The following is a 15,395-nucleotide window of genomic DNA, read 5'->3' on the forward strand; positions in this document are numbered from 1 at the left end:
CGCTCTTTGATGCTCATGGATTAAAGTGTCGAATCACTTTAATCAACGAGTAACCGCCTATAGAACCTTTGTGGCCGGCACTTCATATGAGTTCCGGCGGAGCGCGATGCCCAGGGAAACGTGGGCATCGCCGTCTTTGCTTACCAATCGATGCGCAGATCCAAGGATGCGTTGCGAGCCTCGCCAAGCATGTCCAGGTTCCAGTATTTGCGATTGAACACATTGTTGAGGTTGCCGGTCAGCGTCGCGTCGCGACCTGCAAGGGAGGTGCGGTACTGGAAGCCGAGGTCCGTGATCGTGCGCCCGGGAATGAGGATCCGGTTGGCATCTTCGTAATACTGTTCGCCGGAATAGCGGACCGTCCCGTGCAGGCTGAAGCCGCTCAGCAGGGCAGGGCGGTACTCGAAATTGCCAACGTAACTCCGCGGCGACGAGCCTGCTGGGCGATTGCCGCGCAACGCGACATTCTCCGGCGAGAGATCTTCCAGGCTGGCGTCCAACCACAAAGCGCCCAGGCCGATATCCAGGCTGTCGGTTACACCGTAGCTGGCGGTTGCTTCAAAGCCACGGTACAGGGTGAGACCGTCCTGCACCAGGTAGCGCTGGCCATCACGCCATTGGTCGATTTGCGCGCTGCGTTCTACCCGGAAAACGGCGGTGGTGAAGCCCAACCTGCCGCTCTGGTATTTGGCGCCGATCTCGTACTGTTTGCTGATGGTGGCGTCCAATACCTGGCCGGCATTGGCGTATGGCGGCTCGCTGTCAAAGCCAACCCGGCCCGCCGGTTCCAGCGACTCCACGTAGCTGCCGTAGATCGACACCGCGTCCACCGGCTTGTAGATCAAGGCAAGTGTAGGCGTCAGTGCCGAGGTGGCATAGCGCGAATCCACGTTCGGGTCGCCATCTTTGTCGCGCTGTTCGTAATTGACATAGCGTGCGCCGAGTATCGCCCGCCATTTTTCGCCGAAGTGCAGGGTATCGCTGGCGAACACCGACTTCTGCCGCTCATCCGAGCTCACCGCCGCAAAACTGAAATCCGGAACGTGATGGGAAATGAAATCCTGCCGCTGGTAAAGATTGCCCGAGAAGTCATTGCTCCAGTAAAAATCATTGCTCCAACGGTCCCAACTGCGCTGCACCGCCCCGCCAAGCACCAGCTCATGCTGGATCGCACCGGTTTCGACGCTGCCGGTGACCAGCACCTGGGCAACGCTGCTACGCAGATCAGCGGCAAAGTTGTAGACACTACCCTCGTAATCACCGGCCTCATTGAGCAGGGTACCGAACATCTTGTTGGAGTAGTGTTCGCGCCGGCTGCCGCCCACGGTGAAGTCCACGTTCCAATCCTCGCTCACACGCCATTGCAGGCCAGTGGTGGCATTGGAGGTTTTCGCGCGGTAGTAGGAATTACGTACGCGAGCGTTCTCGTAGTCGTAGCTGGGGCGGGGCAGGCGATCACCTTGGTAGCTGTCCCAGTAGAAGTACATCGGCTCATGCTTGAGCTTGTTGTCCTCACGCAGCAGTTCGGCATGCCATACCAGCGATTCGCCGATCGGTTGTTCCAGCGCAATCGCAATGACCTCGCGATCCAGTCCTGCGCCGTTGTAGGCATCGCCACCGTTCTTGGCCAGATTGACGCGGACGCCGAATGAATCTGGCCCGTTCAAACGGGTGCTGGCGTCCACGCGAGCGGACCAGGCGCTGTCGTTGCGCCAGCCAACCGTGGTTGAAAGCATCGGAGCATTGGTAGGCCGCTTGGTCCGATAGCTGATGATGCCGCCGGGCGAGCCAAAACCGTACATGAAGCCGCCGAGTCCCTTCAATGCCTGCACTGATTCGACGGCTTCGAGCGGATACTCGCCGCCCCATTTCATCAGCATCGGGACGCCATCCACATAGTGGCTGCTGACGCCTATGCCACGGATCTGCGTGCCCCACCAGGCGGTGGTAGCCGAAGGCTCGGCCGCGTACACCGACGGGTCATTGATGAAGACATCGCCCAGCGTGGTGGCGCCGCGCTTTTCAATATCTTCCTGCTCCACCACGGTTACTGAAAAAGGGGTGTCCAGTAGCCGCTTGGTGCCCAGCGCGCCGGCACTGGCGTCCAGATTGAGGTTCAAGCCCAGGCGCTCGCCCTTGACCCTAACGGTGTCGAGCTCGGTTGCCTCCTTGGCAGCTTGGGCGGCGGGGACGGGCTCTGCCGTTTGCGCCTGCGCGTTCAGGCAGGCAGCGGTGAGACAGACGGCGGTGAGGTGGACGTACGGAACGGAATGACGCGGCAAACGCACGCGCGGAAGACGAGGCAACAAGGAGATGGCCTTGGCAGGAGACGCACATAAGGAGCAGGGCGACGGCGGCCTGCCAGCAGTAGCACGGCAGTGATGTTATTGCGAATGCGTCGCAATAGCAATATTTCACAAAGGTGACGGGGCAGCTTCGTAAACGAGGCGATGGAGCGACATATCGAGTGTCTGCGTTGGTGACGGCAGCCTTCGCGATAGTCCTCGATCAGCATCCGGCTTAAGTAAAGTGACTCGTCACTAAAATTGGCGGTTCCCGTTGCGGATCGCTCGGATTCGGCCAGAACAGGGCGGGGCAGGGCGCTCGCAGGCCCGGTAACGCGCCAACCAGGAATGGTGCTGATCTCATCCCGGATCACTTCGCAGCACAGGTTGGTGAGCAACCAATACCGACCATGCAGCACTGTTGTGTGATGACGACCGGAGATGCGCTGGCGTGTGATGCGTGGCGCCGCCAATACCGGTGAGTCCGAACGAGCACACAGCGAAACAGGAGTTGCGGTGCAAAAGCCACTGTGGCGGGCTGACGATTCTTACTGAGAAAAAGCCGTTCCTGCATTTCAACGCAGTCACGTGTACTGCGTGAGTTCAGTCCTGCCATCGGATCTGCGGCCGTCGCAATACGCGACTTCAGCTGTTGCTTCAGCCTGCGCTGCCTTCTTCGCTCCAGTCCGAGCTGTACCACATCAAATATTTTTGCGCAGTCAGGAATCAAGCCGTTGTTGCTGCAGAAAATGCCTGCGTTATAGGCCCTGTCCTATTTCTCCGGCCGACTCGGGAATCAACAATGCCGCCTCCCCAAGCAGAGTTCCAGGAGTAAAAGGAAATGAAGCATCAGGTAAGCAGCATTCTGATTTCGCTGGCCGTTGTCATGGCCGCAAGCGCATCGGCAAACGCCTCCAATGTCATCACCTTCAATGGTGAAGTCACCGACCAAACCTGTTCTGCGGTCATCAATGGCGGTACCGATCCGACCATCATCCTCAACAGCGTTCCGGTTTCCGACCTCAACGGTGCCGTGGGCAAGTCCGCAGGCGAAGGCGTGTTCACCATCACCTTGACCGGCTGTGCCGCGTCGGGCGCCGATGAAACCTTCACTACCTTGTTCCAGGCAACCAATCCGACCACCACCGGCAACCTGACCAACACCGCTGCCGCTGGCGCCGAGGGCGTCGCATTGCAGTTGCTTGATGCCCCAGGTGGCACTCCGGTGAACCTTGCTGGTGGCGCAGCTGTGCGTGCTGGCGAGATCCTGTTGGGTGCCGGTGAGACCACCGCCACCCACGACTACGGCGTCCGCTATATCTCGGAAGACACCGCCGTGACCCCGGGCCCGGTCCTGGGATCGGTCACCTACACCGTTCGCTACGAGTAACAGGCTTGGGAAGGCGACCTCAACGGTCGCCTTCCCGGGCAACGCATTGCCAGCAATTCCACCTGAGGAAAGCACATGCACCAGAACCATTCCCGTCGCTACATGTCCTGCACTGCAATCGCCGGCATCTTCGCGTTGTTCAACCTAGGGGTGGCTGAGGCAAGTGTTGTTGTTTCAGGAACCCGCGTCATTTATCCGGCCGAAGCAAAGCAGGTCACGGTGCAGCTGACCAATCAGGATGCGTTCCCCAATGCCGTGCAGGCCTGGGTGGACGTCGATAACCCGCAGTCCATGCCGGCCGATGCCGACGGCCCCTTCGTGGTGACGCCCGCGATTTCACGCATGGCGCCAGGTGCTGGCCAACGGATCCGCGTGATGTTTGCAGGTGCGGACATGCCGGCCGATCGTGAATCGGTGTTTCACTTGAACGTGCTGCAAGTGCCGCCGATGAATACCGCTCATGCCGACCAGAACAAGGTGATGGTGCTGATGCGCAATCGTCTGAAGATGTTCTATCGGCCGTCTGGCATTGCCGGTACGCCTGCGCAGGTTCCGGAGCGGTTGCGCTTCCGCATCCAGCAGTCTGGCAATAACTGGCACGTGCAGGTCGAGAACCCGACCGGCTATCACGCCTCGTTTGGCGGTGCCACGCTGACCGTGGCCAGCGCAAGCTGGAAGCTCTCTCCGGCGATGGTCCCACCGATGGGCACCGCGCAATGGTGGCCGATCGCAGCCACCCAGCTGCCAGCAGGGGAGGCTGTGGTGAATGCACATCTGATCAATGACTATGGCGCCCGCATTGCGGTCAGCCAAGCGGCGTCTCGCTAAAACCGTGCGCATCTCTCCGCTCGCACTCGCGCTCGCTGGCGCTCTTCTGGCCGAAGGCAATGTGGCCCGCGCAAATGATGCCATGTACGAGTTCGACGATCGTCTGTTGATGGGCTCCAGTCTCTCGACCGGCAATCTGCAGCGATTCAATCGCGGTGACCAAGTGGATGCCGGCCGCTATGTGGTCGATGTCTATCTCAATGATACCTATGTCGATCGACGTGAGCTTGAGTTCAAGGAAATGGGGGGCGGCATCCAACCCTGCTTTGATGAGACCTTTCTGCAGGACACCTTGGGCGCACGCTTGAATGCAGTCGGCCCGGCCGAAGGCAAAGAGTCCGCCTGCTCGGAACTGAAAACCCGTCTCCCCGGCGCAAGCAGCACTTTGGACGTAGCTCGCCTGCGTCTTGACCTTTCCGTACCGCAGGCCTTGCTGGTCAGCAAGCCGCGTGACCATGTCAGCCGCGACATATGGGACGCCGGAAAAACCATGGCATTCGCCAATTACGATTTGAATGCAAGCCGTTCTTCGTCGCATGGCATGGAGTCGCATTACGCCTCGGCCGCGGTGAATGTCGGCGCGAACCTCGGCATGTGGCGTCTTCGCCACCAGTCCAACCTCACTTATTCGAGCCGCGCGGGTCAGCAACACAGTGACTGGAACAGCATCCGCACCTATGCGCAGCGCTCGCTGCCCGGGATATCCAGTGAGATAGCCATCGGCAGCAGCTACACCGAGGGCAATCTATTCGGAAACTTGAGCTATCGCGGGATCAAGATCGCATCCGACGAGCGAATGATTCCAGACTCGCAGCGTCGCTATGCGCCGGTGATTCGTGGCACCGCTACCAGCAAGTCGCGTGTGGTCATCGGCCAGAACGGCCGCAAGTTGCGCGAGGAAACGATGCCGCCGGGTCCGTTCGTCATTGATGACATCAGTGGCGCTGCCTATGGCGGTGACCTGGATGTGGAAGTGCACGGTGCTGATGGCAGTGTCAGCCGCTTCAGCGTGCCATTCTCCGCCGTGCCCGAATCCGTGCGCCCCGGCTACTCGAAGTACAGCGCCACGGTTGGCGAGGCGGGAGCCAGCAGCCAGTCAAAGCAGGGCTTCGCCGAGTTCACCTATCAGCGCGGGCTCAGCAATCGGCTGACGATCAACACGGGCGCGCGAATTGCCGAGAACTACATCGGCGTGTTGACTGGTGGTGTTGTTGCTACGCCTTATGGCGCGTTCGGCGGAAACTCGGTGTTCTCGAGCCTGCACGAGCAGGGTGCAGGAACCAAAACCGGTTACCGACTGGAACTGAACTACAGCAAGACCTTCCAGGCCACCGATACCACTTTCACCTTGGCCGGCTACCGCTATTCGTCCAGCGGGTTCCGCGACTTCTCCGATACGCTCGCGCAGCCGTGGGAGCAGGGTGCATTCGAAGATGATACGTGGCAACCAGAACGCCAGCGCAATCAGCGCAACCAGTTCAGCGTGGTCATGAACCAGCGCCTCGGCGACTACGGTTCGCTGTACCTGACCGGTTCTGCAGCGGACTATTTCAATGACAGCCAGCGCGATGTGCAGTTCCAGTTCGGTTATGCCAGCACCTGGCGCAGGCTGAGCTACAGCCTGTCGTTGTCCCAGCAGCGCAACTGCACGCTGGAGCGATGGGACTTCCGCTCGACGCCGCAATGCCAGCCCGGTCGCTCACTTGGCCTGACGGTCTCGATGCCACTGGGCAGGACCTCGTCCGCTCCGGTGCTCAGCGCCATGGCCACGAGGGATACGGGTGCAGGGGGGGCCAGCTACCAGTCGGTGGCAAGCGGCACCCTCGGCGAACGCCGGACCACCAATTACGCGGTATCCGCAGGCCAGGGTGGAAGCGCCCGCAGCCCACAGTGGAGCGGCAACCTGCAAACACAGACTGCGCTGGGCAGTTTCAGCGCGGGTGTCTCGGGCGGCTCCGGCGGGCAGCAGCTCACCGCCGGCATGCGCGGTGCCGTGGTGTTGCACGGTGAAGGCCTGACATTCGGACCATATGTGGGCGACAGCTTCGCCTTGGTGAAAGCGGAGGGTGCGCAAGGCTCGCTCGTACGCGGCGGGCAAGGCGCTCGCGTCAACCGCAATGGATTCGCGCTGATGCCTTCCTTGTCGCCCTATCGCGTAAATCGCATCGGTCTGGATCCGCAGGATATGACGGCGGATGCGGAGCTGGTGGAGACCGAGCGCACCGTGGTGCCGTCGGCAGGCGCGGCACTGCAGGTAGTTTTTGAAACCCTGACCGGCGCGCCGCTGATCGTTCGTGCCCGCCGCGCCGATGGCAATGTGGTGCCGCTGGGCGCCAGCGTAGCCGATGAAACGGGCGCCACGATCGGCATGGTGGGCCAGGCAGGGCTGATCTATGCCCGGGCCGCCAAGCGCACCGGGCTGCTTTCCGTGCAATGGTCGGAAACCGCCAATGGCAGCTGCTCGGTAGCCTATGATCTGGGTGCGCAAGCTCCCGGCTCCAACGCGGCTCCCGTCATCATCGAGGCCATCTGCCAGGACATGTACAACTACCAAGTGGGCGCACAATGAGCACTTTCCTTCGTTGGCTTTCTCTGGTCTTCCTGTTCGCTTCGCCGCTTGCATGGGCAACTTGCTACAAGGTGGAAAGCGTTGGCAATGCCACCACCACGATCCAGACCGCGATCCGGCCGGGGGAGGGCGCTGCAGCCGTCTGGGGCGGTGCCTGCGACAGCTGCAATGGCTCGCTCGGCCTGCCAAGTGTGATCAATGTCAGTGATCCAGCATTCCAGCCCTATCCAACGCTGATCGCCAGCGCCGTGGCACCGCTCACTTTGTACGGCTCCTCCGCCGGCTACGATCCAGAGCGAGTGTTTTTCCGCTGCGCCCCGGGTGATGCGGTATACGAAATGTTCTCCACGAATGGCGATGACCTGTACAGCGGTTGGTACACCGGTGGCGACTCGTTGGGCAATTCGCTGGGCTTGCAGTCCGCATATCGAACCGCGTGGCGGAACGTGTTGCTTCGCCTGACCCATATGGAGACCGGACAATACTTCACCGATGTCTGGGCGGAGCGCTTGCTGGAGGGACTGGATGTGGACTCACGCGGCTATCGCCTTGTGAAGGCAAAGAACCTCAGCGCTGTGCGTTCGGAGTTGTTCAGTGCGCCGTTGGAATCCACGTACTACTACGTTGTTTCGCCGTCACAGCGTTATCTCTACACCCAGCCGGCTGCCTATATCGCGATCAAAGGCCCAGGTCTGGCTTACCCGAATGTGGGCAAGACGCACTATGGCAACCACTACGGTTGGCATTACAACTGGCCGGGCGCGATCGGGTTGTTGAACGGGGTTACGTTGAAGCGCTATCCCACCTGCGCGGTGCTGAATGTCACGCCGCATGTTGTATTCCCACGGCTGTCGATCGCAGAGATCAATGACGGCGTCAGCCACGAAGTTCCGTTCCAGGTGAGCTTCAAATGCCAGAGCGGCTTCACCAACAGCACAGCCAGCAATGGCACTGCGCTGGGCATCAAGGTGTCGTCCGGCGCCGCTGCTGCGGCTGCATCACTCGGATTGGTGAATGCAAACGGAGGCATTTCCTATCTGGTATCGGACCGCTACAACGAGGCCGGCATGGCGAAGGGAGTGGGGATCCGTTTGCTGCGCGACGGCGTGGTGATGAACTTGTTGAAGGACGAAAACTCCGCCGGCGGTACGAACGCCCAGGCGCGCGGCTGGTACCCGGCCGTTGGTAGCGCTACACAGTCTGGCGGTAGCGCAGGTGGCGTCACTCAATACAATGAGACATTCACCGCCCGGATTGAAAAACTCTCTGAAGGCACCCGGCCGCAGGTGACTGCTGGCCGTGTCGAGGCAACCGCGCAGATCATCATACGGGTCCAATAATGTCCCTCCAGCAGCTGCTTACCACTGTTCTGTTGCTGGCTTGCGGAAACGCGATGGCAGGCGTGACAGCCGAGCGGACGCGGGTGATATTTCCACAAGGTCAGCGCGAGGTATCGCTGGTACTCGCCAATCAGAACGACTACCCGGTGATGGTGCAGACCTGGGTAGACGGTGGCGACCCCAACTCCGGGCCCGACGAGGCCGAGGCGCCGGTTATTCCGCTGCCCGCGATGTTCCAGCTCGCCGCCGGGCAGCGGCAGAGTCTGAGACTCCTTTACGTAGGCCCGGCACCGACCGAAGACCGGGAGTCGCTGTACTGGTTGAACCTTCTCGAGATTCCGCCGAACCGGATGGACGGCGAGGAACCGGATCCAACGCGTCTGACGGTGACGATGCGGACACAAATGAAGCTGATTTACCGGCCGGCAGCATTGAAAGCAAGGGCAGGGCAAGCCGTGGCAAAGCTCAGATTCCGGCTGGAAGGCGGGCACCTGTTTGCGGCCAATACAACGCCATACTACATAACCCTTTCAGGGGTGGCGCTCTGCAATGGCCAGCCAGTTGCGGTGGCCAACGAAGGCTTGCTGGCGCCGCAGTCGGACACGCGCATCGCCGATTCCGCACCTGCTTGCGTACATCAGGATCCATCGCTTCAGTTCACCTGGATCGATGACGAGGGTAACAACCAGGCTGGCCGCGCAATGTTGTCAGAAAAGTAAGCGCCTGCGATTACTTGTTGAACGCAGGTACGAACCATTTAAGTGACTAAACACTAAAATAAGTGACAACCAGCAAAGCATGTCGTGGACTGGCACGCGCAGTGCTTGAACAACTGCACGCACCTGCAAGAACCAGCTGTAGTGGCGCTGTGCGCGCCACTCTGTGATGCGGTAGCTGACGCAGAACGATTGCAGCCACCGGAAACCGAACCATGCGAGTCCTGGCTTCGTTGACCGACGAGATCAAGCCAGGCGCGGACGAAGCTGATCAGGCGGATGCCGGTACGAGAACAAGCCGTGAAGCCGATCGGCAGGACAGGCTTGGAAGCATCTGCGCCGAAGCCGTCAGCCAACCTGCATAGCAGATAGAAAGACAGCGCCAAGCCATTGAAGCTACAGAGCCAAGCCCGCGAGAAGAACGGCACTTAAGACCGAAGCTGGAACTGGATAAATCTGGGGCTGGGCTCGGGGTGACTGCTACAGATCTCGCGGAAAGCCCCCATGCCCAACCTGATACTTACATAATATACATTATGCGAAATGGCTGATGGGCCGCCTCCGATGGATCTGGATCTGGGTCACTTGACGAACCAACTAAACATGTACTTTTCCGCCAACTAAGCGTGTACTTTTTCCGAGATCGGTGCCTCTCGGGCTTACGTCAGTCCTAGGTCAATTGCGTAGGCTATTCTGGCCGTAGATAGGCTCAACTCCGGCTAAACCCAAACGACTCTGCTGCTGCAGCTTACTCCTTTTCCAAAGACCACTGACCAGCGAGTTCAGCATGCTCAGACGTGCCAACGGGGCCGTGAGAAGACGTCATGCAAGCAAAATTAGCTGTAAGTATTCGGTTGCGGAAAATTATACGAAACCGAATAATTTGAAATAATTGGTGTCTTCTTTCTTGATGTGGCTGGCCTTTGCTTAACGCGGAACGCCGCTTCGATCACAGCGGGCATCTTGGCAAACTGTTCCTCCAGAACATCAGCTCTTGCAAGTTGGCGGCCTGCTTCTTTAGAGGTCGCAGCTGCTTCGCTTTGTGCAGCCTTCAAAGCTACGGTTAGGGACTGCTCGCTTGCAGCATGGAGCTTTCCTGCAGATGCCAGCCTGGTCTTTAGTTCCTTGGCCAGTTGGCGGCCTGGTCGATCTCCCGTGCTGCACGATCTTCGACAGATCTGGCGTGTTCCATCAGGCTCTCGCGTTCAGATATGGTCAGTTCCTGCTCCTCGTGCAACCGGGCATCGAGAGCCTGCCTAGCGACATCCAGTTCCATACTCGCCGCGACGACTACCAGCTTGGTGCTGCCTGAACAGCTGGCCCAGCAAGCCACCGACGCGGTGCGCGAACTGCTGGCCGAGGCGGCTGCTGCCAACACTACCCGCAGCTACGCCACCGCCCTGCGCTACTGGGCCGGCTGGCACCAGGCACGTTTTTGCGTCGAGCTATCCCTGCCGGCCAGCGAGGCCGTGGTGATCCAGTTTCTGGTCGACCACATCCAGCGCAAGAACAATACCGGGTTGGTCAGCGAACTGCCGCCGGCGATTGACCAGGCGTTGGTGGCCGCCGGCCTCAAGGCCAAGGTCGGGCCGTTGAAGCTGTCGACTGTGGTCCAGCGCGTGGCCGTGCTGTCCACGGCCCACAAACTCAAGCGACTGACTAATCCGTGCGAACTGCCCAGTGTTAGGACGCTGTTGAGTCGTGCCCGCCGAGCCTCAGTCAAACGCGGTGAGCGGCCGACCAAGAAGACCGCCATCACGCGCCCCGAGCTCGAGGCCATGCTGGCGACTTGTGATGGCACTTTGGAAGGCCTGCGTGACCGTGCCCTACTCTGCTTTGGCTTTGCCAGTGGTGGACGCCGCCGTAGCGAGATCGCCGCTGCGGACATGCGCGACCTGCGCAAGGTCGGCGAAGACGGCTACATCTATCGGCTAGTGTTTTCGAAAAGCCAGCAGGCCGGGGTAACAGTGGACTCAACGCCGGACAAGCCAATTCTCGGTCGCAGCGCTGAGGCTCTGGCCGCCTGGCTCGAGGCCGCTGGGATCAATGACGGTGCTATCTTTCGGCGTATCTGGAAGGACCGGGTGGGGCCTGCCCTGCTCCCGGGCTCCGTAGCCGCGATCGTCAAGCGACGGGCTGGCTTAGCGGGGCTAGAAGGGGACTTTGGAGCCCACAGTCTGCGGTCGGGGTTCGTGACTGAAGCTGGCAAGCAGGGTGTTCCCCTGCCCGCGGTGATGGCCATGACTGAGCACCGATCAGTGGCGAGCGTAATTGGCTATTTTCAATCGGGGGCTGCAGAAGATAATCCAGCCGCAGGATTGCTTAAATAAGGTTAGAAGGGCTGCAAGATTGTGCGGCGGGGAGAAAGGGGGGGGATGATCGGTATGGCAAATCCAATGCATGTGAATCTCTTAGAGCGCGTCGAGAGTGGACCCTGAGCGTTATTGATGCGACGATACGATGCATCGCCGGGAGGCACCAGTCGTAACGACTGGCAAGATGCGATCAACATGCAAGGGATTGGGGATTCCGATGACGGGATCGACTGCAGGGACGAGCACCGCGTTTGGCGCTGGCGATTCAGCGCTGGGATACCTTTACCAGATCCGCATGGCGCTTCTGACCGCCTTGCGTCGCATCAATCCCGCAGACGACGACGATTTCTCGATTTTTTTGGAGACATTAGACGACGTCGTCTTTGAAAAGACCGGAACCGCTCTGGAGCTTTTTCAGCTCAAACATCACTCCAAAGCGCAAGCTAACCTCACCGATGCCTCCCCAGATATCTGGAAGTCGTTGCGCGTATGGATCGAAGGTCGGAAATCTGGGGCTGTCACGTCAATTGATCGCTTGATACTTATCACCACACAAATGGTGGGAAAAGGCTCCATCGCTAGCAGGCTCTTGGCAATGAATCGCGATGAGGACGCTGCGCTGACTGCCATGCGAGACGTTGCACAGACATCAGCAAACACCGGCAACGCAGCCGCCTATACCGCTTTCCAAGCATTGAGCTCGGACGAACAAAAAGCCCTTGTCGCCTCCATCGTCATTGCGCCCAATCAACCCAACATTGAACAGGTGGGCGATGACATTCGACACGAGGTTCGCTTCACCGTTCGAAGGGATCACGTGGAGTCTTTCGTCAGCCGTTTAGAGGGATGGTGGTTCACTCAGTGCTTGAAGCACCTGATTGGGAAATCCAAAGAGCCATTACGCTGCTCCGCCCTTCAGGCTCAGATGGACGATGTTCGCCACCAGCTTGTCAGCGCCCTCCCCGTCGACGACGACATATTTGAGCACGAGGTAGAGATTTCCACCTATGAAAGCGAGCTGTTCGTGCACCAAGCAAAATTGGCAGGGGTTCACCACTCGCGCGTTCTTGCAGCAGTCAGAGACTACTACCGTGCCTTTGAACAGCGTTCTCGCTGGGTTCGTGAGAGCTTGGTTCTGGTGGGTGACTTGAAAAAATATGAGCGCACGCTCCACGAAGAGTGGGAAATCGCGTTTGCCCAAGCACTAGACGAGCTTGGCCATGAAGCAGCAGAGGAAGCGCAACAAAGAATGGCACGCGCCGTTTTCAAGTGGGTGGAATCTGCGTGCCTCCCTATCCGCAAGAACGTCGACCATCCCAGTATTTGTCGTGGGTCCTTGCACATGATGGCCAATGAGTTGCGCATCGGTTGGCACCCAGAATTTGAAGCCAGACTCCGACATCTGCTTTCAATCCCTGGGGTCGCAGCATGACTATCCACCGCGAACCTGGGCTCATGGAGCCGCTATGGCGCCAGCAACCGCCAGAACAGGTCCGCCTGCTCAACCCTGCGTTCTTGGGAGCATTGATTTACAGCGCCGCTAAAGGCTACGAAGAGGAGAGCAATGGCAGTGGCCTCCCTTACGCATTGGCATTTGTTGCCTTGCCAGCCGTTTTACAAAAAGTGACGCGCGAGACTCTTCCCCGAGCCATCAGCACGAGCTTGGCAGCGTGGCTGAGCGTCCATCCATCTGCCTTGGTTGGATTTTCCGATCGGGCTAAGGCCATCGCTCCGCTTGTCCGGCAGGCAGTCGCGGTCGCAGCATCGAGCGGACTTGTTTCTCTGGATGGGTACCGGCTTATTCCCGAGTTGAACGTGCGCAAGATCAATAAGTATGGTCGCGACCTCGCCACACCGGAGGTCGCTGACTGTATTAAGAAAGCCCACTTCGCGGGCCGCTGGTTTGCAGCCGCTGGCGATTACACCACCGTTATGGCCCTATGGGGCGTGCGTCCATGAGCATCCAGATCCTCGACATCGTTATCTACCATGCGGGCCAGCCGCCTCGGACCATTTCGCTGAAGCCGGGCCAAGTGAATATCATCACCGGCGAGTCCGGCACTGGAAAGTCATCGCTGATCGCCATCGTCGACTATTGCTTGGGCAGCGGAACCTGCGAAATACCCCACGGAATCATGGCCAAAACCATCCACTGGTATGGTCTTCGGCTGACCGATGGCACGGAAGAACATTTCGTGGCACGCCGCGCGCCGGACAAGGGGAAAATGACCACGGGCGACGCTCACTACATAACCGGCAGCGCCATTGCAATTCCAAGCTATGAACAACTGTCCGTTACGACCAACATTGACGCTGTCATGGCACGTATCGAGCTAGCAACGGGCATCGGATCCCATCAGAACGTACCACCGGAAGGCCACACCAGGGCACCGCTATCGGCCGGCATTCGCCACGCTTTGGCCTACGTTTTCCAGAAACAAACAGAGATTTCCCAACCTGGATTTCTGTTCCACGGACAAGGCGATCACTTCGTCGCTCAAGGGATCAAGGACACGTTCTCCTATTTCATTGGCGCGATGGACCACGACCACGTGGAGCTATCGGCCAAACTTCGCTCTCTGCGGCGTGAGCTACGATCGAAGGAGTCTGAACTCACCCGATCGCTGTCGCTGACCAGTGAGGCTCGCATCGACGGTCTGGTGGCAGAAGCCAAGTCGGCCGGACTTATTGGCGCTGATTTCTCAGGAGCGAGCTACCAAGATATGGTGGAATCCCTGTGTATCGCCTCGACCGCGCCGTTTGAAGACCAGCTCGCTCACGCGGAGACCGAGGTTGATCAGTTGGCCCTGAGTCAGCTGACCACTACGAGATCTGAGCTTCGTGCGCGCCTCCACCTAGTCAACGACGAATTGCATTCAATGTCGGGCTTGCGCGCAGACGGCAGCAATTTTGCCAGAGAGTCTGCGGAGCAAGTCTCTCGATTGGAGAGCATCGGACTCATCGATGAAGACGAGCACACCTGTCCCCTTTGCAGTCATGCCCTGACGGAGGCTGTTCCGTCCGCCAAGGACCTGCGAGCAGAACTCGTGTCAGTGAAGACACAGCTCCAAAACGTCCGTCGCCACACCCCAGGCTTGGACACGTTGATTGCGGAGAAGACCAAAGAACTCGATGGCATCAAGGAATCGTTGAGGAGCAACTGGGCTGCGCTTGAAGCTGTGCGCGCCTCCGACTCCCGACTTCAGTCGATGCGGGAGGTCACATCTCGCCGCGCCCACGTATTGGGCAGAATCAGCCTCACCCTGGAATCGCTCCCGACCGCCAAGGACAACGAACAGCTCCGCCAGGCCATCGAGGCCCTCTCCAAGCAGATTAGTGAACTGGAGTTGCAGCTCAGCGACGAAAGCATTCGCGAGCGCATCGCTTCGGCAATGAGCCGGGTGGCAACGCTGATGACCCGCTGGGCGACCTTCTTGGAACTGGAGCACGCCGGCATCCCCTTCCGACTCGAGCCGAAAAAGCTCATCGTCGTCGCCGACACGGAAGACGGTGCCGTACCCATGAGTCGAATGGGCAGCGGTGAGACTTGGCTCGGCTGCCACCTCATCGCCTTCCTTGCGCTACATGACTTCTTCGCGCGCAGAGAACGGCCTGTGCCTCGATTCCTGATCCTAGACCAACCGTCGCAGGTCTACTTCCCGGCGGAGCAAGATCGTGATGTGAACCAAGTGGGTGAAGAAGATGAAGATCGCCTAGCCGTGATTCGCATCTTCCGGCTGATCGTTAACGTAGTCCAGGACTTGGCTCCACGCATGCAGGTCATCATCACTGAGCATGCTGATATTCAAGAGCCTTGGTATCAGGACCTTATCGTGGAACGTTGGCGAAATGGGAAGGCATTGGTGCCACTGGACTGGGCTGATGAATCGGCGACCAGCGCACCCGATCATTCCGCCCAGTAAACTGTCGCGGCATCCCTCACCAGCCGGCC

General features: G+C 59.3%; 10 protein-coding genes. 9 read left to right on the forward strand and 1 reads right to left on the reverse strand.

The annotated features are described in order from the left end of the window. Nucleotides 1-140: 140 nt before the first annotated feature. Nucleotides 141-2,309, reverse strand: coding sequence for a TonB-dependent siderophore receptor (locus ACVOMB_RS11275; RefSeq protein WP_481531257.1), 2,169 nt, complete (start codon nt 2,307-2,309; stop codon nt 141-143). 817 nt (nt 2,310-3,126) lie between these two features. Between ACVOMB_RS11275 and ACVOMB_RS11280 the strand changes: the two genes are divergently transcribed. From ACVOMB_RS11280 to ACVOMB_RS11320, 9 genes are all read left to right on the forward strand, one after another. Further along, entirely contained in the window at nt 3,127-3,675 is a 549-nt protein-coding gene (locus tag ACVOMB_RS11280) for a fimbrial protein (protein WP_481531258.1), read from the forward strand. Between the two features lie 75 nt (nt 3,676-3,750). After that, a complete protein-coding gene (locus ACVOMB_RS11285) occupies nt 3,751-4,503 on the forward strand; it encodes a fimbrial biogenesis chaperone (protein WP_481531259.1) in 753 nt (250 codons plus the stop codon). Nucleotides 4,504-4,507: 4 nt separating this feature from the next. Beyond that, nucleotides 4,508-7,072, forward strand: coding sequence for a fimbria/pilus outer membrane usher protein (locus ACVOMB_RS11290; protein WP_481531260.1), 2,565 nt, complete (start codon nt 4,508-4,510; stop codon nt 7,070-7,072). Further along, nucleotides 7,069-8,412 carry a fimbrial protein gene (locus ACVOMB_RS11295; RefSeq protein ID WP_481531261.1) on the forward strand — a complete coding sequence of 448 codons (1,344 nt, stop codon included), beginning with the start codon at nt 7,069-7,071 and terminating at the stop codon, nt 8,410-8,412. Before ACVOMB_RS11290 ends, ACVOMB_RS11295 begins: the two co-directional genes overlap by 4 nt. Beyond that, nucleotides 8,412-9,131 carry a fimbrial biogenesis chaperone gene (locus tag ACVOMB_RS11300; RefSeq protein ID WP_481531262.1) on the forward strand — a complete coding sequence of 240 codons (720 nt, stop codon included), beginning with the start codon at nt 8,412-8,414 and terminating at the stop codon, nt 9,129-9,131. The genes ACVOMB_RS11295 and ACVOMB_RS11300 overlap by 1 nt, the downstream gene beginning before the upstream one ends. 1,298 nt (nt 9,132-10,429) lie before the next feature. After that, nucleotides 10,430-11,458 (forward strand): site-specific integrase, encoded by a 1,029-nt coding sequence (locus tag ACVOMB_RS11305; protein ID WP_481531293.1) that lies wholly within the window; start codon nt 10,430-10,432, stop codon nt 11,456-11,458. Between the two features lie 202 nt (nt 11,459-11,660). Continuing rightward, complete coding sequence (locus tag ACVOMB_RS11310; protein WP_481531263.1) at nt 11,661-12,875, forward strand: ABC-three component system protein; 1,215 nt, start codon at nt 11,661-11,663, stop codon at nt 12,873-12,875. Beyond that, nucleotides 12,872-13,402 (forward strand): three component ABC system middle component, encoded by a 531-nt coding sequence (locus ACVOMB_RS11315; protein WP_481531264.1) that lies wholly within the window; start codon nt 12,872-12,874, stop codon nt 13,400-13,402. The genes ACVOMB_RS11310 and ACVOMB_RS11315 overlap by 4 nt, the downstream gene beginning before the upstream one ends. Next, on the forward strand, nt 13,399-15,366 hold the full coding sequence (locus ACVOMB_RS11320) for a DUF3732 domain-containing protein (protein WP_481531265.1): 1,968 nt from the start codon (nt 13,399-13,401) through the stop codon (nt 15,364-15,366). Before ACVOMB_RS11315 ends, ACVOMB_RS11320 begins: the two co-directional genes overlap by 4 nt. Nucleotides 15,367-15,395: the final 29 nt, after the last annotated feature.

This window comes from Stenotrophomonas sp. STEN018 (genome assembly GCF_056760235.1).